At 37.9% G+C, this 21,355-nt stretch carries 33 protein-coding genes; 6 read left to right on the top strand and 27 right to left on the bottom strand.

Features of this window, described 5'->3' with window-relative positions:
• Positions 1–64 precede the first annotated feature (64 nt).
• Positions 65–382 carry a hypothetical protein gene (locus AC0YNS_RS02700; RefSeq protein ID WP_475779494.1) on the top strand — a complete coding sequence of 106 codons (318 nt, stop codon included), beginning with the start codon at positions 65–67 and terminating at the stop codon, positions 380–382.
• Between the two features lie 165 nt (positions 383–547).
• Here AC0YNS_RS02700 and AC0YNS_RS02695 read toward each other — a convergent pair whose 3' ends face one another.
• The 7 genes from AC0YNS_RS02695 to AC0YNS_RS02665 form a co-directional block, all read right to left on the bottom strand.
• A complete protein-coding gene (locus AC0YNS_RS02695; RefSeq protein ID WP_475779493.1) occupies positions 548–925 on the bottom strand; it encodes a hypothetical protein in 378 nt (125 codons plus the stop codon).
• Positions 912–1,076 carry a hypothetical protein gene (locus AC0YNS_RS02690; protein ID WP_475779492.1) on the bottom strand — a complete coding sequence of 55 codons (165 nt, stop codon included), beginning with the start codon at positions 1,074–1,076 and terminating at the stop codon, positions 912–914. Before AC0YNS_RS02690 ends, AC0YNS_RS02695 begins: the two co-directional genes overlap by 14 nt.
• Before the next feature lie 380 nt (positions 1,077–1,456).
• Complete coding sequence (locus AC0YNS_RS02685) at positions 1,457–1,921, bottom strand: restriction endonuclease (protein WP_475779491.1); 465 nt, start codon at positions 1,919–1,921, stop codon at positions 1,457–1,459.
• A 301-nt stretch (positions 1,922–2,222) separates the two neighbouring features.
• Positions 2,223–3,290 carry a BRO-N domain-containing protein gene (locus tag AC0YNS_RS02680; protein WP_475779490.1) on the bottom strand — a complete coding sequence of 356 codons (1,068 nt, stop codon included), beginning with the start codon at positions 3,288–3,290 and terminating at the stop codon, positions 2,223–2,225.
• A gap of 763 nt (positions 3,291–4,053) precedes the next feature.
• Positions 4,054–5,028, bottom strand: coding sequence for a hypothetical protein (locus AC0YNS_RS02675; protein WP_475779489.1), 975 nt, complete (start codon positions 5,026–5,028; stop codon positions 4,054–4,056).
• A 419-nt stretch (positions 5,029–5,447) separates the two neighbouring features.
• Positions 5,448–5,726, bottom strand: coding sequence for a hypothetical protein (locus AC0YNS_RS02670; RefSeq protein ID WP_475779488.1), 279 nt, complete (start codon positions 5,724–5,726; stop codon positions 5,448–5,450).
• A gap of 195 nt (positions 5,727–5,921) precedes the next feature.
• Positions 5,922–6,137: a hypothetical protein gene (locus AC0YNS_RS02665; protein WP_475779487.1), complete on the bottom strand. Its 216-nt coding sequence runs from the start codon at positions 6,135–6,137 to the stop codon at positions 5,922–5,924.
• Between the two features lie 290 nt (positions 6,138–6,427).
• Here AC0YNS_RS02665 and AC0YNS_RS02660 point away from each other — a divergent pair, with 290 nt between their 5' ends.
• Complete coding sequence (locus AC0YNS_RS02660; protein ID WP_475779486.1) at positions 6,428–6,631, top strand: helix-turn-helix domain-containing protein; 204 nt, start codon at positions 6,428–6,430, stop codon at positions 6,629–6,631.
• Between the two features lie 51 nt (positions 6,632–6,682).
• On the opposite strand, the gene AC0YNS_RS02655 is transcribed toward AC0YNS_RS02660, so the two are convergent.
• The 16 genes from AC0YNS_RS02655 to AC0YNS_RS02580 form a co-directional block, all read right to left on the bottom strand.
• Positions 6,683–6,892 (bottom strand): YgiT-type zinc finger protein, encoded by a 210-nt coding sequence (locus tag AC0YNS_RS02655; protein WP_475779485.1) that lies wholly within the window; start codon positions 6,890–6,892, stop codon positions 6,683–6,685.
• 321 nt (positions 6,893–7,213) lie between these two features.
• Positions 7,214–7,504, bottom strand: coding sequence for a hypothetical protein (locus tag AC0YNS_RS02650; RefSeq protein ID WP_475779484.1), 291 nt, complete (start codon positions 7,502–7,504; stop codon positions 7,214–7,216).
• Positions 7,505–7,743: 239 nt separating this feature from the next.
• A complete protein-coding gene (locus AC0YNS_RS02645) occupies positions 7,744–7,935 on the bottom strand; it encodes a hypothetical protein (protein ID WP_475779483.1) in 192 nt (63 codons plus the stop codon).
• Between the two features lie 39 nt (positions 7,936–7,974).
• A complete protein-coding gene (locus AC0YNS_RS02640) occupies positions 7,975–8,448 on the bottom strand; it encodes a hypothetical protein (RefSeq protein WP_475779482.1) in 474 nt (157 codons plus the stop codon).
• Positions 8,449–8,520: 72 nt separating this feature from the next.
• Positions 8,521–8,871 carry a hypothetical protein gene (locus AC0YNS_RS02635; protein ID WP_475779481.1) on the bottom strand — a complete coding sequence of 117 codons (351 nt, stop codon included), beginning with the start codon at positions 8,869–8,871 and terminating at the stop codon, positions 8,521–8,523.
• A 45-nt stretch (positions 8,872–8,916) separates the two neighbouring features.
• Positions 8,917–9,201 carry a tudor domain-containing protein gene (locus tag AC0YNS_RS02630; protein ID WP_475779480.1) on the bottom strand — a complete coding sequence of 95 codons (285 nt, stop codon included), beginning with the start codon at positions 9,199–9,201 and terminating at the stop codon, positions 8,917–8,919.
• Between the two features lie 57 nt (positions 9,202–9,258).
• A complete protein-coding gene (locus tag AC0YNS_RS02625) occupies positions 9,259–9,999 on the bottom strand; it encodes a hypothetical protein (protein ID WP_475779479.1) in 741 nt (246 codons plus the stop codon).
• A 422-nt stretch (positions 10,000–10,421) separates the two neighbouring features.
• A complete protein-coding gene (locus AC0YNS_RS02620; protein WP_475779478.1) occupies positions 10,422–10,937 on the bottom strand; it encodes a hypothetical protein in 516 nt (171 codons plus the stop codon).
• A 19-nt stretch (positions 10,938–10,956) separates the two neighbouring features.
• Positions 10,957–11,148, bottom strand: coding sequence for a hypothetical protein (locus tag AC0YNS_RS02615; protein WP_475779477.1), 192 nt, complete (start codon positions 11,146–11,148; stop codon positions 10,957–10,959).
• Between the two features lie 17 nt (positions 11,149–11,165).
• A complete protein-coding gene (locus AC0YNS_RS02610; protein ID WP_475779476.1) occupies positions 11,166–11,543 on the bottom strand; it encodes a hypothetical protein in 378 nt (125 codons plus the stop codon).
• 65 nt (positions 11,544–11,608) lie between these two features.
• Complete coding sequence (locus tag AC0YNS_RS02605; RefSeq protein WP_475779475.1) at positions 11,609–11,974, bottom strand: hypothetical protein; 366 nt, start codon at positions 11,972–11,974, stop codon at positions 11,609–11,611.
• A 275-nt stretch (positions 11,975–12,249) separates the two neighbouring features.
• Positions 12,250–14,586 (bottom strand): type IV secretory system conjugative DNA transfer family protein, encoded by a 2,337-nt coding sequence (locus AC0YNS_RS02600; RefSeq protein ID WP_475779474.1) that lies wholly within the window; start codon positions 14,584–14,586, stop codon positions 12,250–12,252.
• 2 nt (positions 14,587–14,588) lie between these two features.
• A complete protein-coding gene (locus AC0YNS_RS02595; RefSeq protein ID WP_475779473.1) occupies positions 14,589–15,269 on the bottom strand; it encodes a M23 family metallopeptidase in 681 nt (226 codons plus the stop codon).
• A gap of 4 nt (positions 15,270–15,273) precedes the next feature.
• A complete protein-coding gene (locus AC0YNS_RS02590; RefSeq protein ID WP_475779472.1) occupies positions 15,274–15,741 on the bottom strand; it encodes a hypothetical protein in 468 nt (155 codons plus the stop codon).
• Between the two features lie 12 nt (positions 15,742–15,753).
• Complete coding sequence (locus AC0YNS_RS02585) at positions 15,754–15,969, bottom strand: hypothetical protein (protein WP_475779471.1); 216 nt, start codon at positions 15,967–15,969, stop codon at positions 15,754–15,756.
• Entirely contained in the window at positions 15,970–16,209 is a 240-nt protein-coding gene (locus tag AC0YNS_RS02580) for a hypothetical protein (protein ID WP_475779470.1), read from the bottom strand. It lies immediately after the preceding gene.
• Positions 16,210–16,363: 154 nt separating this feature from the next.
• On the opposite strand from AC0YNS_RS02580, the gene AC0YNS_RS02575 reads away from it, so the two are divergent.
• Positions 16,364–16,585: a helix-turn-helix domain-containing protein gene (locus tag AC0YNS_RS02575; protein WP_475779469.1), complete on the top strand. Its 222-nt coding sequence runs from the start codon at positions 16,364–16,366 to the stop codon at positions 16,583–16,585.
• 183 nt (positions 16,586–16,768) lie between these two features.
• Here AC0YNS_RS02575 and AC0YNS_RS02570 read toward each other — a convergent pair whose 3' ends face one another.
• Entirely contained in the window at positions 16,769–17,038 is a 270-nt protein-coding gene (locus tag AC0YNS_RS02570; protein WP_475779468.1) for a hypothetical protein, read from the bottom strand.
• A gap of 101 nt (positions 17,039–17,139) precedes the next feature.
• On the opposite strand from AC0YNS_RS02570, the gene AC0YNS_RS02565 reads away from it, so the two are divergent.
• Positions 17,140–17,340, top strand: coding sequence for a hypothetical protein (locus AC0YNS_RS02565; protein ID WP_475779467.1), 201 nt, complete (start codon positions 17,140–17,142; stop codon positions 17,338–17,340).
• Between the two features lie 38 nt (positions 17,341–17,378).
• Here the strand turns inward: AC0YNS_RS02565 and AC0YNS_RS02560 are convergent, their stop codons facing one another.
• A complete protein-coding gene (locus AC0YNS_RS02560; protein WP_475779466.1) occupies positions 17,379–17,549 on the bottom strand; it encodes a hypothetical protein in 171 nt (56 codons plus the stop codon).
• 84 nt (positions 17,550–17,633) lie between these two features.
• On the opposite strand from AC0YNS_RS02560, the gene AC0YNS_RS02555 reads away from it, so the two are divergent.
• Positions 17,634–18,347, top strand: a complete 714-nt coding sequence (locus AC0YNS_RS02555) for a hypothetical protein (RefSeq protein WP_475779465.1) — start codon at positions 17,634–17,636, stop codon at positions 18,345–18,347.
• A gap of 120 nt (positions 18,348–18,467) precedes the next feature.
• Here AC0YNS_RS02555 and AC0YNS_RS02550 read toward each other — a convergent pair whose 3' ends face one another.
• Complete coding sequence (locus AC0YNS_RS02550) at positions 18,468–18,851, bottom strand: YhjD family protein (protein ID WP_475779464.1); 384 nt, start codon at positions 18,849–18,851, stop codon at positions 18,468–18,470.
• Between the two features lie 54 nt (positions 18,852–18,905).
• Positions 18,906–19,742: an ATP-dependent DNA ligase gene (locus AC0YNS_RS02545; protein WP_475779463.1), complete on the bottom strand. Its 837-nt coding sequence runs from the start codon at positions 19,740–19,742 to the stop codon at positions 18,906–18,908.
• Positions 19,743–19,959: 217 nt separating this feature from the next.
• Here AC0YNS_RS02545 and AC0YNS_RS02540 point away from each other — a divergent pair, with 217 nt between their 5' ends.
• Positions 19,960–20,688 (top strand): ATP-binding protein, encoded by a 729-nt coding sequence (locus AC0YNS_RS02540; protein ID WP_475779462.1) that lies wholly within the window; start codon positions 19,960–19,962, stop codon positions 20,686–20,688.
• Positions 20,689–21,355: the final 667 nt, after the last annotated feature.

Genomic DNA, 21,355 nt, shown 5'->3' with positions numbered 1-21,355 from the left:
CAGGATCTGCACTAGCACAATCCAGAGCAAACAAAAAGAAGTAATATCAAGGAGGGGATGAAAGATGAATATTCACATCATTTCATATGATTTGAAGGGGCATGAACCCAAAGAGGAATACTTAAAACTTTATACCGCGATACACTTACTTGGTAATGTAAAATGGATTCAATATTCAACTTGGATTGTTCAAAGTAATAAAACAGATGTAGAGATAAGAGAACAATTGATGAAAGTTACGGATAGGAATGATTCTTTATTTGTGGCAACACTAAACTCATATGCAAGTTACAACATACCGCAACAAGGTTCCAGTTTAATTAACTCTGCATGGAACGCTCCGCTATCATTTCTGCCTCGTTTGCCATCTAGATTGGCCTAATGTGAATCAATAAGGAGAGATAACAACATGTACGTGGTGACGCTGACCACTTCGGTACCTCTGTAGATGACCACCAGAATGAAGAGATCTGGTGGTTTTTATTTTTTCTCTAGACACACCAAAAAAAGCCACTCATGAACTGAGCAGCTTTTCTGTTGGATTAACCTAATTAATGGCATCAACAGATTTTTGTTTAATGGTTGCTATGGTGGTGGGAACAACACTTGATTTTCTTATTTTATGTACTAATTGATTACGATTTAATAAATAAATCTTATTAGTTCTAACAAATGAGTCATCTTTAAGTTTAATTGGAATGTCGTATGAAGACCTTGCCTTTTCTCTAGTACAAATGCATACAATTACATCGTCAGTATCATTACTGTCATCATGTTTTCCTAGTATAAAAACTGGATGGGGAATTAGCAGTCCATTTGATGTCTTTACGTTAGCAAAAAAGAATTGACCTTGTTGAGCATTCTCACGATCACTTTGATCCTGCACTTCCATTTTTTTTATTTTTTCTGGATCAAAGCTCTTCATATCGCTCAAGCAGCTCCTCTTCTAGCCAAGCTTGATAGTATTCGGTATCACAATTGTCTACATCAATTTGGATACTTTCCGGTAAAACGAGAGGCTTAATCTCTTTGTATCCCAAAGCATCAATTAGTTCTTTTGCACTTGGCTTTTCCATCTGGGCTTCCTCCTTAAGTTGGATCATCCCAATTACCAACCTTATGTGTCTTTTAATTCTTTTAACCGTATTCGGAATTACTGATTGCACTGCCGATGTATTTAAATATTCAATAGCGGACATTTTAACAAAATTCCCCCTAGAAGTATACCCAAGATATAAGGAAATTATACTACAATTCCCAATTGGATTTCAATATTTCATTGGGATAATCTCATCCTCCCTTTGTCCTACACATTTCGACAGAAAGGGAGGAATTTCCTGCTAAAAATTATTCCGATATCATATACTGACTACTACTTTTGGTCCGGGGTTATCTTAACAAATCCTATCCCAAATTTTACGAATAAAAAAGCCACCCAACTGGGTAGCCTCTTTAATCACATATTAACTGTCTCACGGTTTATTATCATAGTCATCAGCAGTTCTCTGTCAATTAGGCTTACACGGTTACTCTTTGCTAATGTAATGGCCGAGTCAGTAAAATAATTGTTAGTTACAACCCAAGCTTCATGAGCATTGTAGAAGGCTACTGCAGCTCTGACTTCCTGTATAGCTTTAACTCCAACTTTTTTTTGATATCGCTTGACCTGAACTACAATAACTTTCCCATCTTTTTGTAAGAGTAAATCGGCACCATAATCACCAGTAGCTTTTGTTTTAGTTACTTGAAATCCAATCCTTCTAAATAGCGTATATAAATAGTCCTCGAATTGAGTTCCTGGCATCTTATCAATCTCATTCATTCCAGACTTAGAGATATTCTTCAGATATATTCTTTGATTAATTCGCTTCTCAAATAAAAAGTAAATAATAAGAGCCACCATCAAATAACCTAAGAGCATCAATTTTTCTCACCCCAAATTAGATCTTATCACGCATAAGGTTGAGTAAGATACCACTTTATTGTAAATTAGATTTATTACATTCCTTGGAGGACATATGCCTAAAATACGACCACTTATTACTTATGCTGATTTCGAAAGAATGAAGACGTTCACTCGTCCTATCGATATATACCAGCAAGGTGATCTGCTTGATTCTGGAGTTATCATTAAAGGGCATGACGATACAACCGTCACATCTACCAAAAATGAGCATTATGTAAAATCAGCTTGTCAGTTCTTTTATGGATCAACGAGATAGTTAGACATTCCGCATCATAAAGTAGATCTTCCCATCTTTATGGCTGTTTACTGTACCGATACGTGTTGCTCTGATATCGATATCCTCAATCTTATAATCATCGTATCCGTAATGCCTGAAGATTAAATCGATAACACCCTTATGAAGATTCTGAATGTCCAAAGATTTTTTATGTACAAAAGCAAGGTACATTTTAATTGGTTTGTTCCAATCTATACCTGCATCATAAGGTAGATCTTCATAAGGAAAGTTTTCAATCCAGTTCCTGAATTCTTTTGTCTTCCCCCATTTACCTGTTGGCAATTGCTCATACATATAATTTTCCGAGAATGCACTATAATCGATAAGGTAGTAGTCATCTAACTCAGGTGTAAGATAATCAATCTTCTGCTTAAGTTGTCTGTTCTCTTTGCCCAATCCTCGCTTCTCAGCGCCATTTCTCCAGCTCTTAACCTTATCGATATCCTTAGCTACTTGTCTAAGCAGTTCTTCAACCTTATGTATGAATGCTACATCCTTACCGTATGTATCTTGCTTATCTAGCAATACTCGTTCGATGTGCTTATATGTAGTAACCTTTTCATCCGCAGTCCAACGCTTCATATAATCCTTGATTTCATCATACACGTTGAAGATACTGTCTTTTCCATCAATTGTCGCCTCTAATAATGCTGTACGTCTCTTCTGAGGTGTAGCAAATCGAACTGCTGCCTCAATCTCTCTATCTGTTGCAGATGCATCAATGTACACCTTATTCTTACGAATAGCCGGTAACACATCGAATGCGATAAACTTCTGGAACAAAACAGCTGCATCATTGTTCGCCTTCATACCAAGCATGTATAAATATGATTCTGGAATAAAATCTCCCTTCCCAACTCGCTGGGAATATCCAAACTCAGTTAAATAACTATTTACTGTTTCCCATCGGACGTAATCTTTGTTGTTCTTTGACTGGATGAACCCTAGATTTCTCGAAATGGCCTCCACATCAAATTCAACATTGATACCATTCTCTCTTACCGTCACTTCAAATAATTCATTCTTGAATACCTGTACATTACTCATTAATCAGTTCACCTTATCCTTTATAGTTGTAGTTTGTTTTTGTGCAAGCAAAAGAGACCCCTTCAACCTGAACACGTAAATGTCCAAGCGGGATCTCTCTCCTTACATCGACTCAACTGTCTCAACTAAAGGAATAACTATTATCCACTAGCTCTATATCTCAGAAGGATATGAGGTAAAATAAATAGCCCACTCCACGTTTAAGCGTTGGAATGAGCATAGATTATTGAGAAAATATACATCCTCTCACCTTATAGTAGCCATAAATGCACTAAAGTCTTGGAATGAGAAAAAATTATTTGTTTATTTTATTTGAAATTTTTACTCCTATACTATCTAAGGACTGAATCAGGCAAAATAAGCCCTATTTTTATGTTTATTTACTCCTTATATTATACTAAGGCACAACAGAGGTGTTTTGTTGCATTTTTATAAATTTATTTAGTTCTCCTATCTATATAGTGTCGGCAGAGGTGTTTTGTTGACGTTTTATTATAAATTTATTTTGGACAATAAGATATTATTTACCTCTATACTCCTCTAAGGGTCGAGATAGGGGGTCTGGTATGAACTTTTATAATAAACATTCTCCTACTCTCTAGTGGTCGGCAGAGGCGTTTTGTTGCATTTTTTAAAAAAATATTCTCCCTAGTAACTATAGAGTCGACAGAGGTAAAATGTTGCCTTTTTTATAAATTTATTTTCTCCTCATACTCTCTAGTGGTCGGCAGAGGAGTTTTGTTACATTTTTTCTCTATAATTTTCAGATTGAATCATCTTCGTTTATGTCTTCCTGATACTGTTGTTCCCAGGCATCAAACTCATATTTACAATTAGGATCATCTTTCATGTTCACAATTGCTACTTCGCATTTTTTAACAAATTCTGTGGCAACCTGTTCGTCTTTTGCGATTCTATATAAAAAGTAATCGTCATATGTAAGATCTAAATACTGCTGAAACTCATCCTTTTTTCTCCAATTTGAATCCTTTAAGGCTTTCTTTAACTCTTTAACAGTCAAGTCATCACCATACATCGCATTATCCTTGATAAGTTCGCTATCTTTTCTCTTTCTTAGAAGCTTTTGATTAAACTTGTCAGTAATATGTTGAGAATGAAACTTCTTCTTCTCATCCGTCATATAACGATTCGAGTAATAAACATTTGCTTCTTGTTCTGGATTTCCGTTAATCCTCTCACCACTAAAACGAAAAATCAATTTCCCGTCTATATCATCAACTATTTTTTGTATAGTCCCAACTGCATAATGCTTATCACTGTTGAAATAATTACACTTCGATGAAATAATTTCAAAACTCAATTTATTGCCTTCCGAGAACCGGTTAACATCAGCATAAATATAATATTTCAACTTTGATTTATTTAAATCTTCAGGCAGCAAACCATCCAATACAGAACTATCTACGCCGCTGTATCCTTTATCTAAGTTGATGATTGATCCACTAATTACTTTGTAGTAGTCCGTTAATTCATCCACATTACAATTGATGTATCCTTTACTTTGAAGTGATACAATTACCTCTCTGATGTGTGACTTATTTTCGCTGTTGTTACCTTTTTTAAATTTCAACATTTGATTTAGTAAATCAATCGTCGTTGTAAACTCATCATCAACGTTTCGATATTTAAACAGCAAGGAGAAAGTTATAGTTTCATCGGGAGATAACTTCTTCTCGTCCTGAATAGTGAAAGCATAGTTTGGAATCTTAATCATCATTATTATCGAATCAGCCTCTTTCAATTTAGATTTAAAAAATTTAGATTAAAAATCAGAAACTGAAACCACGTTCTAAATTGCTCTTATCTTTTGATCTTGAACCGCTGTTCTTCTAAGCGTAGCGCCGATTTTTCACCCCCTGTTCCAGTTATAGTAATATTAATTATTTAAATACTTATAATGATATAGTCTTGGCACCACAGTTATGGACCTGTAGGCGATGTTTTATAATTAACTATGGAATTGTAGTGGATTATTGAAGTGTGTACTACAAAGATGTAGGAGATAATTCGAGGGCATAAACATCTACTCAGATTCCATAGGACTTAATGGTTTTATTAAGGGATCGGCTCCAACTTATACTATATTGCTTATGTATATGGACATTTCTGATACATCCTTCATGGATGCTCAAGTAGTTACAATCTTTTATTAAATCTATCTAAGATATAAGGGAAATTTTGTGGACTAATAGTGTCACTGTCAGTATCAAAAACGTTTACATGATGTGAATCTCCTCCATCTTTATCCACAAATGTCATTGAAGGCGAAAGCATACTGATTAAAAGTTCTCTCTCTTTTGCTTCAAGATTATCAAAAATGATTCCAGTATGTTTTTCAAATGCTTTCATAGCCCTTCTCTTGAGATGGTCAATATCAAAAAAATCAATCTCCGACTTTCTATTTGCTGCATTCATATCCATACTACTCTTACTCATCTCCTCACAAATTGTTTAGCGACTTACTTTCTATTCTTCATTACGACTGGAGTCAAATAAATCACAACAAGAACCATGACTCCAATCAGACCAATGCCGACTACCGGCCCAAAACGTTCTACAATCGTTGGAATTAATTTATTTAACAAATTTATCAGCCTCTCTTGGTATGATTTACGCTGCGATCAGTTGTTGTATCGTCGCATAAGGCTTTATGCGTTTATATTGTTCGATCACCTTAAGCATGGCCTTCTCTGTTTTGTAAATATTACCTTGCAGCCTTGGGTTTGTATTTGCCCTCACGAACACATCTATTTGATCCTTGTCGCCATATTGAATCAGGCATCCATTATCACTGTACACAAGAACAATTGCATACTTTTTTTGCATTTGAATTATCCTCCTCTAGATCATACTATTTATTTTCTTGTCGAAGCCATAGCCAATTTTGTAGTGAAAACGCGTGAAATCAGTTATTGACAATTGCATAATCATCATTTCAATGACGATTTATGACACATTTTGTCGAATTATTTCTTTCAACAACTCCTTCCCATCACCCTCATTTCATTTTGTTTGTTGCTCATGTACCCATTATGCACTATTGCATATTTAATTGTCAATACTCCTTTTTAATTTTATTTGCATATTGTATAATAGATATTGAGAGGTGATATAGGTTGATAATTGTTAAGCCTAAATTAATGAAGATACTTGATGAAAAAAATCTGACTCAGATGAAATTAGCTGAACTATCAGGAATCCCTCAATCAGCTATTTCTCGTTTTGACCGTAATACTCAACATTCAGATATTCATATGTTTTCAATCGCAAAAGTATTGGGGATTAAGGTAGATGAGTTGTTCGAAGTTACCGAGGAGTAAATCAAAAACCGACCCTTTTGGAGTCGGTTTTTTAGACGCGTAAACCGTTAGTTACTTTGTTGCCTTGAAGATTTCAATTTGCTTATCAATGTATCGATTAGCAGCAACATCCGAATACGTTTCATTGCAGCTGGTGCAACGAACTGAGCTGATGTTTTCAATAACCAGCATTTTACCTTCAATCTCAATTTCCATTGTATCTAAAAAGGATTCAAGGTGAGAAGATCCGCATTCAACACATTTAGTTAGTTTTACATCCATATATAATCCAATCCCTCCTTTTCTGGTTGATATTATAATACTAATATAGGACAAAACTGAGGAAACCTGAATTCATAATTGAAGAGATAAGAGATTACATATATGAATAAATTTGACCTGATCGAATACTTACATAATAAAATGATTAATGAAATAAACAAACACATTGTCTAACTCTATATGTGAATAAATAAAAAAACGACCCATTATTTATTGAGTCGGTTTTTTAGTTCTAGCAGTGAATAAAATAAAAAACTCTATTGCTTCAGATCCATTCGCAGCATGTTATATATTGCGCCGCTTCTTTAAGTAAATCCTTTACTAAAACAAATCTGGTCTTCTTTGTTTAAAGTAATACGGATGCTTTTCTATATATTTAACCGCTTTATTTTCACTTAAGACTTCAGGTTTAATACTTTTAAATCGTTCATTTTCCTTACCATCAAAAGATTTGCCAGTAGTAATTTTCGTTAGTTCAATAACCCCACAAGATACACTCATACTTGTTTGATAACTATTCTTACTGAAACCATCACCTCGTGGTTGATACGTATGACTTATACCATCAAATTCTCCTGCTTTAAGGGCAACTAAAACTTCTTCTTTATTCATTTTACCGTTCCTTTCTTTATTTCACTGCTATTGAAATATCCTTTTATGATGCTTAACTTCTCTTCAATTGATTATCAGTGTAATACTTGATTTCGCCATTGGAATCTAACTTTACAGTATACCAGTTATTATCAAATGCATAGATTTTGCCTTTACCATCTGGGGTTGCTACGGTTTCACCAATCGAATATATTTGCATCATTTATGACACCTCATCAAATCCAGTTTTTTTTTGTTTATTAATTTTTGAATATACAAACAGCAGAAATAATAGAAACGTCTTCAACTTCAACAGATTCTCTTTTGGATACTTCTTGTTTTAAATAAACACTTAACTTATATTGATCTTGAGAAATTTCTTCAGAAATGTTAACTAAACTTATTTTCTTTTCCGTTTCATTTATGCTGTATAAGATATCAAACTTTTTCATTTTCACATATCTCCCCATTGTTGGAATACTTGCTTTATATTATGACTTGGATGAAGTCCAACCCTCAACATTTAACTTGTATCCTTTTCTGGTAACGTATTTCTTACCGCTATGATCCGATACATCTGCTCTTAATTTAACTTCTTTTGTATAACCTTCCTTGAATAAGGTATCACTAATTTCTCTTAGTCCAATCCATATTGAACAATTAGCTCCCTCTTCAAGAGTATGGGGGAACTCAACGTGCGACTTATAATTGGGAAATATAACTGACCGCTCATCCGGTAATAGTAAACGAGGTATATTTACAATAGCCTTTTTATATCCAATATTCGAGACTGTAATAAACAACATACCATCACTAGTCTCACCATTTCCGTATGTGAGGACACCATTGGAAAATTCAACAGATAAAGTTCTGAACTTCTCTTTTCTATTCGCACGATATGTTATAGTTGACATTACTGCACCGTATACTGCTACAGCTGCTGTGATATATTGAGCCCAGTTCATCGTCAGTATCTCCTTATAAAATTCATCCATTTTTTTATTTATCTGTTTCAATCTTAAAGCCATAAGATAGGATTATTTACCTTTAAGACTCTTCCCTAATATAGTGTGAGCTTCTGATAATTCATCTAAGTAAGGTGTGTAATCGGCATCCACGTCCTTACCATCATCAACGAAGGCTCTGAAATTATCTATAAATTTAAAGTATTCTCTCTGAGCTTCTCCAATTGACTTAACCATTTCATACCACTGCCTCGGAATAACGTCCATTTCAAGAGTTAATTTATCTGCGTCCGAGAATAAGGAGTCTATATCAAATTCTAACGCATCCGCTCTTCTTAAATACGGCTGAAGTTCCAATCGCAACCTTAATAATTGACTGACAGTTTCTCTAAAAAAAAATTCGAAGTTCTTCATATCTTCCATAAGAATTAATAACTCCTGTTCTTTAAAAGTCAGTTTTTATTTCCCTTACACGAGTTCATTTAAGTCATCAATTTGTACCTTTCCATTACGACCAGTATCAACAAATTTCACTCTTACATTCTCTAGATGATAACTTTCTTTATCTTTGATATATTCAAATCCTAATACAATACATTTTCTTCCTCTGTGTTTGCGCTTATTATTGTTGATTGGATCAACCTGATAGGTATAACCAATTTTGATTTGAATATCTCTTATGTAAACTCCATCTTTCAGCAACCTATAGTTTACAGTCGATTCATTCACTTGTTTCAGAAGGATGCCATGCATAGCTAATAATCCTCACCTTTCGGATGCCTCATTCATAAAACAACTCTTTTAACGTGATTACTGTTCAAATTTATACGAAAATGTGTTTTCTCCATACTTGAATGTTCCGACAACCGAATTTGTTACTGTTGCATTGAATGCATTTGTTCCGCGAAAGACCATACGTGCTTTAAACCCTGCATGGTTTGGCAAATCTTCATAGGTTGTTTCAACATGTTTAAACGACTTCGGATTGTTCATGTTTTCTTTGACGGCATCAACTAGTACAGGGATCGAACCATTCCATTGCGAAAACTGGGAATTACGCCAGACAACATATTTATTGTTTTCAACTTCCTTAGCCAACCAATCTTTTGCTTTTTTAGCAGTCCATTCACCGGAGTTCTGCATATTTAATACGAACTCAGCATCATATTCTGCTTGTTTTTTATCCATTCCTTGATCTTCTAAACTCTTCGCCATTGTATCAACTTTTAATTTGTGTGCATCTGCTTGCTCTTTCGCTTTTTTCTCAGATTTCGCTTTTACATCAGCCTCTGCTTTAACTTTAGCTTCCTTCACATCTTCAGCAGATTTAACTTTTGCTTCAGCAGTAGTCATAACTTCTTCATGTATTGTTTCTTCTTTGGTTTTGGGTAAATTTGATGCAGCGACAATGGTCAAAATAAAAAATGAAAGGAAACCTCCGCCAATTAACAAAAATCCTAACTTGAATTTCTTTTTGAACATTATTACAATTCCAGCTATAAAACCGCCTATTAATGCGATTACTGCCAATGAAAACAACAGAATGAACATATTCATCGAACTCCTCATTAATGTTTTTGTTAAGGAATATCTTGATGAATTTAAAACTAGTATTTTATTCACTGTCCAGTAATCAATACCCAATCGTCTTTATCGGGTGCATTAGGTTTAAACTGATATAACTCTCCTGTCCTCTTATCGATTTTAATAGTATGATCAGAACTATCAAAGTACTCATAACGGTCAAAAACCTGTTTGTATCCAACTATTAGTACTGCTGCAAGTAAGAAAAGAACTAGATATTTGACGAACCAACTATTGAAAAATGATTTCATGTTTAAGTTTATCTCCCATCTTTATGAATTAGATTTTAGTTTCTTTTTAAATATCACTCTATTTAAACCAACAAAAATCAATGCTGAGACTATAACATTGATAATTACATCTAGAATAAATTGATAGTTCATCCATAGTTAATCCTGAATAAAATCAAGCAGATTGCCTTCGACCCAAGATGTTGTATCGGTGCTAACCTCTACTGGCGTGTAATCTTCAGAGGCGTTACCTGAAGATAGGGAAAACATTGGGGCACTGATGTATTTAACTTTAGCTACCAAAGTAATTGAATCATAATTAGTATGAGCCTCAATCAACCTGTTTAATTGCTCATCATTAGCTAATTTCAAAGTTAAGTATATGCCTGAATAAGTATCGAATTTAGCATAAGTTGCTCCATGTTCTACAAAGACATCTTCTAAGTCCACACTTCTAAACAATACTGTTTCATCAGTAAGTTCATGCTGAAGTTGAATTGTAAGGGCATCATCAAGTTTTTCTTCCCAGTTCATAAGTGCGTTATATTTATTCCCTAACTCGATAGCTTTCTTCTCCAATTCGGCTACTTTAGTGCTAGATGCGGTTTCAGTTGTATTATTTGAACATGCAGTAAAGATGAACAAAAACAGAACAACAAGAAATAATTTACTCATCTCATTTCTCCTTCCTCTATTAAAACCAATCTTTTAAAAGCACTAACGAGACTAATCCATAAACAAAGAACCAAGTAAATGGCCCTGATTTTGTGAAACCTGCACCAACACCTTCAGAAAAATCTTCTCGTGCAAAGAATGAATAGATACCAAGACCAAAACTAAGTAAAGAAAATACGGCAGATATGACACCCAGTATTTGCATTATCATTTTAAAAAATCTCCGTTTTAATTAAATTTTTCAGTCTTCAGTACCAATGCCATCCTTTTTACGAAAACGACCAGTTCATCATACTCAGATGGACTTAATTCTCTCTTTGCAGCTATCATTGCTTGAATCCCAATATCAAATTCCAACTCAGTCTCATTCTTTTGAATATGTCCAGCTGCTATCATTAACTGTTTAAAAGTTATTCCATTGTATGCTACTCCGGCAAGTCTTTGGATTGTTGATGGGGTTGGCGGAGTGTCAGAAAGCTGACGAATTAGACTAGATATATGAGTAGATCTAACACCAGATCGTAAGCCAAATTGGCTCATTGTCCTTGTACCCTTGGCAACTTCCAGAAGTTCAGCAAATAATTCTTTGTTAAAATGGGTGCTCATAAATAAAAATGCTCCCCCTTCTCAAGCAACTCTTAGTTTTATGACTCTCCATTAAATTCAGTTTTTCATCGTAATAAATTTGAAAGAAATCTGTCTCTTGGAACACCTCTTTTAATTATTGTCATCCTATTCGCATTTTCAATGGTTAAATAACGAAAGGAAGTTCTGTTGTCTCTTGAAAGTCCGTCTTTCGTTAATTGAACAGCTCTATATTTCCCGCCTGTAAACCCATCAATATAAACATAGTCCCGATTATGCAAACATACGATATCCCCAACTATTGGATCACTTTCTTGAAAAAGACGAGTTTCAACTGATAATTCATTGTCCTTTAACCTTGTATTAACTATATATTCATTAGGTTGAAGTTCATGGCCTTGAGACTTTCTCGTTAGTGATATTAAATCAAAAATATCATAAGTAAGTTTCATGATTCCTCCCATTAAAATCAGACATTTATTCGATACTGGCCTCTTTAGCTATCGGTACTATGCCATCCAATATTATCTAATTACCAATGACATTATTATACCATTTCAGTCGATCATTAGGTATGTAGAACTATGGGGAACTATGGTGAATAAAAAGAAAGAGCTGCGGGATTAACCAACAGCCTTGTTCTGAATCATGATTTTATTAATAGAGCTTTTGTATTGAGTCCAAAGTCATATATTCTGTAGAAATAATAATAGATAAATTCGCTTTCCTATATAGGTTTAGGCAGCTTAGTGATGAAACGCGCATATCCGTCTTTGTTCTTGATCAGGTTGAGCGAATGGAAACGCGGCAACTTTAGTAAATCCTCTTCCTCGTATGGATAGAGTTCGCTTTTCAATTCCTCGAAATTTCGTTTGTCACAGCCGCTAATTAGCATGTAGCTCGCATTAGCAGATCGGAGTTCGCTACGTATCCCACTTATCTGGTTCATATAATGGGCAGATATAATCGGCTTCGCTCCAAATTTGGCAAGCCGGCTTAACTTCTCTGAAAGCAACTTTTCCGTTGTTCTGACCTGGTACAACTCATCAATAACGATGTTTACTTTTGTTGCCTTACTTCGATCCGGTATCTGATGACCACGAATCTGAAGAGCCAGCCATAATTTAGTCATCCAGTATGTGCAAATTACATCACGCTCACCATCTGTTGGGTATGCCCATTCAGGCATCCGAATGCAGATAAGTTGATTCTTTTGCATTTCCTTTACCAAATCAACATTGCCGGACATACCCTTTTTCAACATCAACTCCAGATAGGTATTCCGTTTCAACTCGTTCATACGGTCAATGATGCCGCTAATCAATCCTTCTTTTGTTCCTATAACATGCGTATGTTTTTTATCCCATTCATCCAGTTCATACAAACTGCTGACAATTTCACTTAAATACTCTTCCTGTGCCTTTGGAATTTTGTTAATGAACGATTCCCTTTCTTTATCGTCCTGCAATACGCGGAACACATCTCTGATACTTCCTCCCGATAACGACACTACAACAGAAGCACTTTCTAAATATCGCTTCATTTTTGGCGTAAGCGGAGAATCATTGGTTGCAATCGAATCGACCAACGTGAGTATTTGCATAGCGGTTCGTTTTGCATTGTCATACTGCTGCAGAGGATCGCCACTCTTACCTATTTCGTTATACCCCAACCCCTGCAATTTTTTAAAATCCCCACATTCTATGTTAAGCACTTTTTCTTTCGGAAATTGTTGGGCTATTTCGCTACTTAATTCGCAATTCTTAATGTAATCAAAGATAACCATGCACTCTCCATTAGATATTGCATCCTTACCAAGATTGGCAATAAGAGCGGATTTCCCTGCCCTCGTTGGGCCGATCAACACAAGTAAAAGATTCTTGTACTCGCTGTCTGTTGAAAGGTAAGCCGGTTGGATATTCCCTCTGTAGATGTTTTCCCCGATGCATAGAGTTCCTTGCTTTAAATCATCCGGGACTTCTGTTTCCTGCGTTCCAATCCTCTCCATGAAGTTGTACCGTCCAAGTAAGTCGCGACCAGGTAGTGATATGAAGTTCTGAGCTTCTGCATCACCGATTTTGTTCTTACCAGCTCGAACATCACGATCCGTCATTTTAAAATGCTTTCTGAACGGCTTATATGTTAACTGGTTATCTTCAGAAACACTATCAAACGACTGCGCTAGGCTTCGGGCAGCGTTCCGTTGCCGCCCAATGTTGTCACTTTCAGATAGAACAATGATTTGAGTATCAATTATCACGCTATTAGCTTTCTTTGCGGTGTTTTCCGACACTCTACGTGCCCCATTTAGGCGTTCCACAAGGCTATCAAGTATATTTGTGTTACCTGATGTACGAGCCGCCTTATGCCCACCTCCTAGTGTCTCAGCTATCTCTTTAAACACGGCATTTCCTGCGGCTAAAATGTATTTGAAGGCATACATGGACCCTAGTTTATTACGTTCCACCGGAAGCCGCTTGTGTACCTTGTCGATTGTGGCCTTATATAAGTGTTTCCAACTGATTTGAGATCCGGGAATAAAGTTATAGAATACGCCAAGCTTATCACCTTCCTCCAACATCTCTACGGCGTTTAGATTAGAATTGAGCAGTTCGTTGCTACGATGATCTGCCTTCAAACTAAGAGGATCTTCCTTTTGATATTGAAGTTCATAGCGTGTTGATTTAGTTCCAAACTGCGGCAGCTCTTCAACTTCTTCTATCGTCACAGCTCCCCATACATCGCTCATCTTCTCTTGCAAATAGGAAAGGTGGTGCCTAGGGACGATGAAATAAAATTCAACCTTGCGTCGTTCCATATAAACGAAATAAGCAACTTTGGCAGGTAAGGTGTAACGATACTGCGTTCCAAATACAAACTCCTTACCAAACATCTTAAGCAGTTGATGTTCTTCTATTTTGATATTCATTAAAGCGCTTTTGTACAGTCCCGCAATAGCTCTTGCGATTTTATCTGTCCCTTGGTTTCGTACCGCATTGTTCGGCTTAATTCGGAGGAAAGCATAATCCGGCTGCACCACTTGCAGGACTTTAGAGAATTTCATGATTAGACCCTCCCAAACAAGCGAATAAGCGAGTAAACCCCAAATGTAACTCCTGCCCATCTGTACCCGTTTTTAAGACCCATACAGCCGAGTATGATGAATACCGCAGTTCCAATAAGGGCAACACCATAACTAAGCTCCACTACTGCAAGTGACGTTTCATATAAGAAATGGAGCACATGCTTTGTGAAGCTGTGAATCACATGGTCCTCTGCATCGGCTACATGTTTAGCTACTTTGCGGCCAATCCATGAGGCAGGACCTTGCACACCTAATATGGAAGGCCCTGCAATCTCACCAGAATAGTGTTGGAGTGCTGCAGTCAGGTGAGAAGGGTCAGCGTAGTGACCATTGTGAATCAATGCAAAATGAAGGTGACTCCCTGTGCTGTGCCCTGTGGACCCTGCGAAACCAAGCAGTTTCCCTGTCGTTATAATATCGCCTTTATGGACGGCAATCTGATCTAAATGTCCGTAAAGGTGTAAATCACCGTTAGCTGTCCTAACATACACCGCGTTACCCAAACTTTTGTGATTGTACAACACACGCTCTATAACTCCGTTTGCTATGCTGTGTAACTCTGTTCCTCGGTCCATCGCCAAGTCCAATCCTGTATGTGGCCGGTAATTTCGGATTTCTTGGACTTCACCAAACTTAGAAGTGATGCGAAATTTCATCGGCATAGCATCACATCCCCTCGAACAGTCCTTCTATTTGAGTAAATGCCCACGGCAGTCCTAAAAGGATGACATACACAAGCATGTAGGATAGACCGGATTTCCTTGCAGCTATAAAATCGCCTTGAACCGTACTGCTAATTGTATCAAATGCTCCTTTAATGATGATGACCCATTTACCCACACTGACCAGCTTCGTATAAATCTTATTTGCTCCTGCATCAATGCCTTGTGAATCGCCTACGGCTGATATACCATCAACCGGATCAGCAAACACATGCTCTAATCCGCTTGCAAAGAGCATGGTGAGCGTTAATGCACCGATACGGTAAATGACCTTGTGGCGGCTTACATGTTCTATGACTATGCGGATACCGTTCTGTAATCGGGTGTTAACAGGCATTAACACAGTTGCTGGAATTGCAGGATTTCGCAAATCAACGTTGAATCCATAGGGACGTGCTGAAAGTGTGCTCACTTAGTAGCCCTCCTATCTAAACGTCTTAAAAGCATCGATGACCCTATTCGGGCTGTAATCAAGATGTAAGCCGGTAAAGTAGTCAAGTAGGAGAGACAAACAAACGAGCACGACAGCCCCAATGATAACAACACCCGCCGATTCAACAACCTTGAAACATTGCTCTTCTCGTTGTGCAAGCAAATCCATCCTTTCGCGTAAATCCCTGCCGTTCATGGTGACTTTCATTTATGCCATCCCTTTCTTTGGTCTGAATACAACCGATGCTCCAGGTAATTGCTTTTGCTGTTTCGCCTGCTGTGTGATAATCGGCCTTTCTTTTACTTCCACTTGCTTAGCTGTTTGAATACCGAGCATGAGCCTAAGTCCATTGCGGCACAATTCTGGCAGCGCGTTTTCTTCAACTCCTAAAGCGATGAGATCAGCGTCTAGTTCCTTACGTAGCCTAAATGTAATCACTGATTTCATGGTGTACACCTCCTGTAATCATCTGGGTATACGCCTATGTTATGTCGAATGCTTGTTCATGTTTCCAAGTCGACTTAGCCTTTTAGGTATATTTTCTGCGCTTCTTGTCCAACCTTGTAACATCAAAGCAAAGCAGTGTGGAGGGTAAAAGAAGATGGGGATTGGCAAACCAAGAACAAAGTTAGGTAAATGGATCGATGACCGAGGCATTAAGCAATCGTGGTTAGAGGATAAAGCGGGGTATAGCAAAAATACAATTACTTCTTTGTGTAACAACCCGAGCTACCATCCAAATTTGCAGACAATCCAGAAAATAATAAAAGCCCTTCAGGAAGTGGATTCTTCCGTCAGGGCTAGTCAGTTCTGGGATTTGTAATCATCATGTTTACATTGCCACGGACAATGAATCTGAAGCTGCGTCTTCTGCTACGCGTTCAAACGCAGCTTATGATTTATATATGCGAAAGGTGCTAAATGATGCGTGGACAACAAAAAAAGCCCCCGGCATATAGCCGAGGGCAAGATGATTTAAGCTTCAAGGAAGGTAAGAGAGAGACTTCTATTTTAATTTAACCTTAATCCCTTTGAATTTATTTCTGATTCCACAATGCTTGCAATTGACCTTAATCGAAACATCTGCCCACAAGTTGCGTCCTTCAGATACGTTATTGTTTTCTGCAATTACCTCGCCTAATTGCAGATGGTTTTGTAGGGAATGTTCCTCATTGTCGAATATAGCATACCATTCGATTTTCTTCTCACAAATAAAGCATTGATCTGTGTGACTTATAGTGCCACCTTTAATAATCAAAGCATCTTCGGTTCTCATTAGTTCGATCATCTCCTTTAAATGTAACTTCGACAAATAGGAAGGAATTTCCTCTATTATGTCGAAAGTACTATTTAGTCATCTAGAGGAGGATAACGCAAATGGGTCGACCTACACGCAAGCGGCTTGTTACGGATGCGCAACTTATTGTTGCCATTCTAGATAATCTGCCGGTTATCGTAATGTATGAAGATGGTGAAGTTGCCGACTATGGCGGCCTGATCCAGGAAGTGAACGAGCATGCTGTCAAAATCAACGATATGTATTACACAAAAGCGGTCTGCCGGTTCTATATCCGGTAGGCCGCTTTTCACTCGCGCTCTTAAGCGCAAAACTTGATTTATTTCTTTGCTAGCTTTTCACGAGCCTGGTCAAGCAGTTCTATAATGTCTCCAATTTGATCAGCCTGTATTATAAGATCAGAGTTCAATATAATAAATCCATCGAAGACTTGAACCTGATTGTAATTATCGTCAACTAAAGTTTCAATCGGCTCATCTTCTTCATCCATAATTTAAATCCTCCCAATCATTTTACAGTTATAACCAAAAGTGATACCATATACCCAATAAAATTTTCGGAGGTGCTCAGTTAAATGTCTTCTTTAGCAGATGCAAAATTCCTTCTTGATGATGCAAAAGAGCAGTACCAGATCATTGAAAGGTTTTACGGTGAATCGCTTCTTGAAAAAGAAGTCTCCCCAGTCCTCAAACTAAAAATAAAGCACTTCCTAGAAGACGTACGTTCTGCTTTAGATTACGCAGCTTTTCAAATCTTTTCCATTTACTGTGAATCTAAATTTCCTAGTTCGATGAAGAAACATATTCAAGTTTACTTCCCAATTAAGCAAGACAAGAGTGGGTTTCAACGAGCACTACGTGATGTTTTCAAAGATTTAAAAAATAATAACAAAGCTCTAGTGGACTTATTTGAAAGTCACCAGCGCTATACTGAAATGCTCCAAAAGGACTCATGGCTCTATCAACTTAGAAACTTAGTAAATAAAAATAAGCATGAACGTCTAGTACCCCAAACCCGAAAAGAAAAAACTGAGATAAAACATCTCGTTACTACTTCAGGTGCCACTATTACAAATGTTGTTTTCGAGGATTTCAGTGGTAGTCCAATAAAACTTGGTGGTGAAGAGGTCAACTTTAAATCTCCACCTCCTGAAATCATCTATTCAGATGTCACAATTTGGGTGGACTTTACATTTGACGAGTACAATCTTCAAGTCCTTCCAACACTTAAAGGTATTCATGAAGGAGCTCTTTCAACACTAGATGAAATCGAAAGATTAATTTCTTAGAAAGCTAAAACGCCGCTTCCAGAACCATACTGGATAGCAGCGTTTTTTATTTGAACACCTTGGCGATATACTGATTAAACCTTACGGAGAACTCCGTCTTGACCACTTCACGCATTAACCTCAATTAAATGCATTCTCCACTCGCGTAGCATACTTTCCAAGCTTAATTTGGAGATCCGATATAATTACAAAATGCATAATACCAAAATCGTTCTGGTATCCACGACATTTGTAACGGTACCATATCGCGGCGTTACTTGTTTTTTCAGGCAACTCCCACACCTTAATATCCGCTTGTTTAAGTTTTCTTCTTATCTCAACAAGATCCGAATGGATTAAATCAAGCAGCCCTGAAACCGATGCGAGAAACAATGCCTTCAGTGGCATCGAGGTATACTCCATCTTCTTACGTTGCCTTTCAACGACGTCCATAAGCATCGGGAGCAGGCAGCTGTCGCGGATCATTTCCAGTTCTTCTTTTGATGCTACCTTAATCTCACTCACGTTCGCTCACCTCGTAAGGCAATTATATACGAACGAATGTTCTTAAATCAATGATCAAAGAATGAATTCCATGAATACCGGTGACCGCAACATACCATTCTTCGTCCAGTTCCTTGTTTTAACCCGGGCCTTGATAACCGGCTGTAAGTGAACGAAATCCTTATCGTCTTTGTAGGCGAGTTTTTCAACGACACTTCGGAATGCCTTCTTATGGTCATCATTCACTCCAAACTCAATAATTCCAGCAGGCCGGATACGTCCGTTATCTTCAATTGAAGTTAACCAGCCGAACTCATTCTTCTTATATCCGGTCAGGAAAACCTCAGCCTCAGTCCAGTTGATTACCTTCTGCCATGATGGTGACCTAGTATCAACCTTATACCTTGAATTCAGATCCTTGATTACGATGCCTTCAAGCCCATGCAGCTGTACAGCTTCGAAATAATCCACGATGCTACCATTGGACATTTGAACCTTCGTATAATACTCATTATCTCGAAAGGCTTCAGCCAGAAGCTCTTTCCTACGTGAAAGTGGCAACCCCGTTACGTCTATCCCTCGATACCTAAGGATGTCAAAGGCACAAAAAGTGACCCTCGTTTTATTAGACTTTGATTGAAATCGAGACATCATCTCTTCGAAATCCGGCTTACCTTGTTTATCAATTACAACCAGTTCTCCATCAAGTATTGTTCCTTGTGGGAATGGTGGATTATGCAGTTCTTGAAACTTTGCAGTTACATCATTATTGTGCCGAGTATAAAGCTTCAGTTCATCCATGTTCGATACAATCAATCGGATGCCATCAAACTTCATCTCAGCGATATGATTTCGTTTGTCATATGCTCTGTTGTTTGGAGCGTACTGCAGCAACATTGGAGAAATAAACATTATCATCACCCAATTCCATTATAAACCCTCGATGCGAGTAAAGTTGCGGTAATTTATTCATGCGCCTACCACTAATGCACAATTGTTCATAATCTCTTTCTAAATAAAACCACAGATAAATAAATTATCAAATAAGATAATCCGCTTGATGTGGGGTTCTATTTAAATATAAGGTTTGGCAACAAAAAGAAAAACCCTTATAATACAAGGGTTTAGAGTGTACACCCTTTTAATAACAATCTCATCAGCCGGTTTAATTGGAGGCGGATCTATTCCAAGACCGGGCGAAGTTACACTTGCCCATCGAGGGCTGTTGTTTCTTGATGAACTCCCTGAATTTTCACGCGCATCACTGGAAGTGCTTAGGCAGCCGCTCGAGGATCGGGAAGTAACGATAGCCAGATCACGCGCTGTATTCCGATTTCCGGCTTCCTTTCTTCTTGCCGCGTCTATGAATCCATGCCCATGCGGCTACTACGGACATGAGACTGACGAGAACCGCTGCGTATGCAGCGAGGTAGTACTCGCACGATACCGAGCGAAGATTTCCGGCCCGCTTCTGGACCGTATTGATATGCATATTGAAGTACCCCGACCACCGACTACCGAGGGTCTGACAAGCGGCATGACATCTGCTCAAATGAGAGATATTGTACTTGCGGCAGCTGAGCGCCAGCAGGCTCGAACAGCAGGTAGCCTTACCGGTCGTTCGTTTGCCGAATTGGCCGGTGTGTCGCTTCGAAAGGCCGTTCATTTAACACGAGAAGCTGAACAACTGCTTCGTGTAGCTTTCGATACACTTGGCGTCAGCTTACGTGCGCATGATCGGATACTAAAGCTTTCACGAACGATTGCTGACTTGGATTCAAGCGATCTCGTTGATAGCCAGCATGTCGCTGAGGCGATCGGTTATCGGAGTCTGGATCGAAAGCTTCATGCGTTGTAGGCGTAAATACAAGAAAGAGATAGCCTGAGGTCATCAGAATGTAGAGAAAACCACGTTTTTCAATAACGGCAGGTTTCTCTTTTTAGTTTCAGGTTCAGTATATGGGCTTAGGAGGGAGAATTCCCCCTCCTAAGCCCTCCTTTCCGGGTGGTGGGCAATCTGCGGTTCGCCGGACTTGCTCTTTGCTGTCCTCCCAACTATGCCGGTAACAATCTTTCGCTTGTTGCGCAATCTTGTGCATTTCTGCAGCATCGAGCAGGATGCACATGTTTCGGATCCGAAGCGTAGTGCTGCGGTATCCCTCACGGTCTGTCGTTCGGTAAGGCGAGACTTTCTCGGACAGCCACATTGTTGTCTATACATCATGAATAATATTTTAACGGTTGCCAGCGTGGCTATTTCATACAAATAAGCCTTTTTGAAAATCTAACGGTTGCGACAGACGTTATTTACAACAAATGGGTCGATTCCAAGGGGAAAACGTTCAAATAAGCTCGCGGGCAACCGTTAGAAAATAAATAGGGCTAATTTATGCCAAATTACCACTGTCACAACCGTTAGCGTAGGAATGCGACGACAAAGTACACTCATCACGGAGGTACAGAACTACCGTACCAGAAGCTAAAAAACCGACGTTGTATCAAACGCAGCTTTCAGTTATGTGTGA

The sequence above is a fragment of the Paenibacillus sp. J22FR21 genome, from assembly GCF_056269135.1.
Note: the sequence above shows the minus strand (reverse complement) of the source record. Positions and strands in the feature narration are given on the sequence as shown.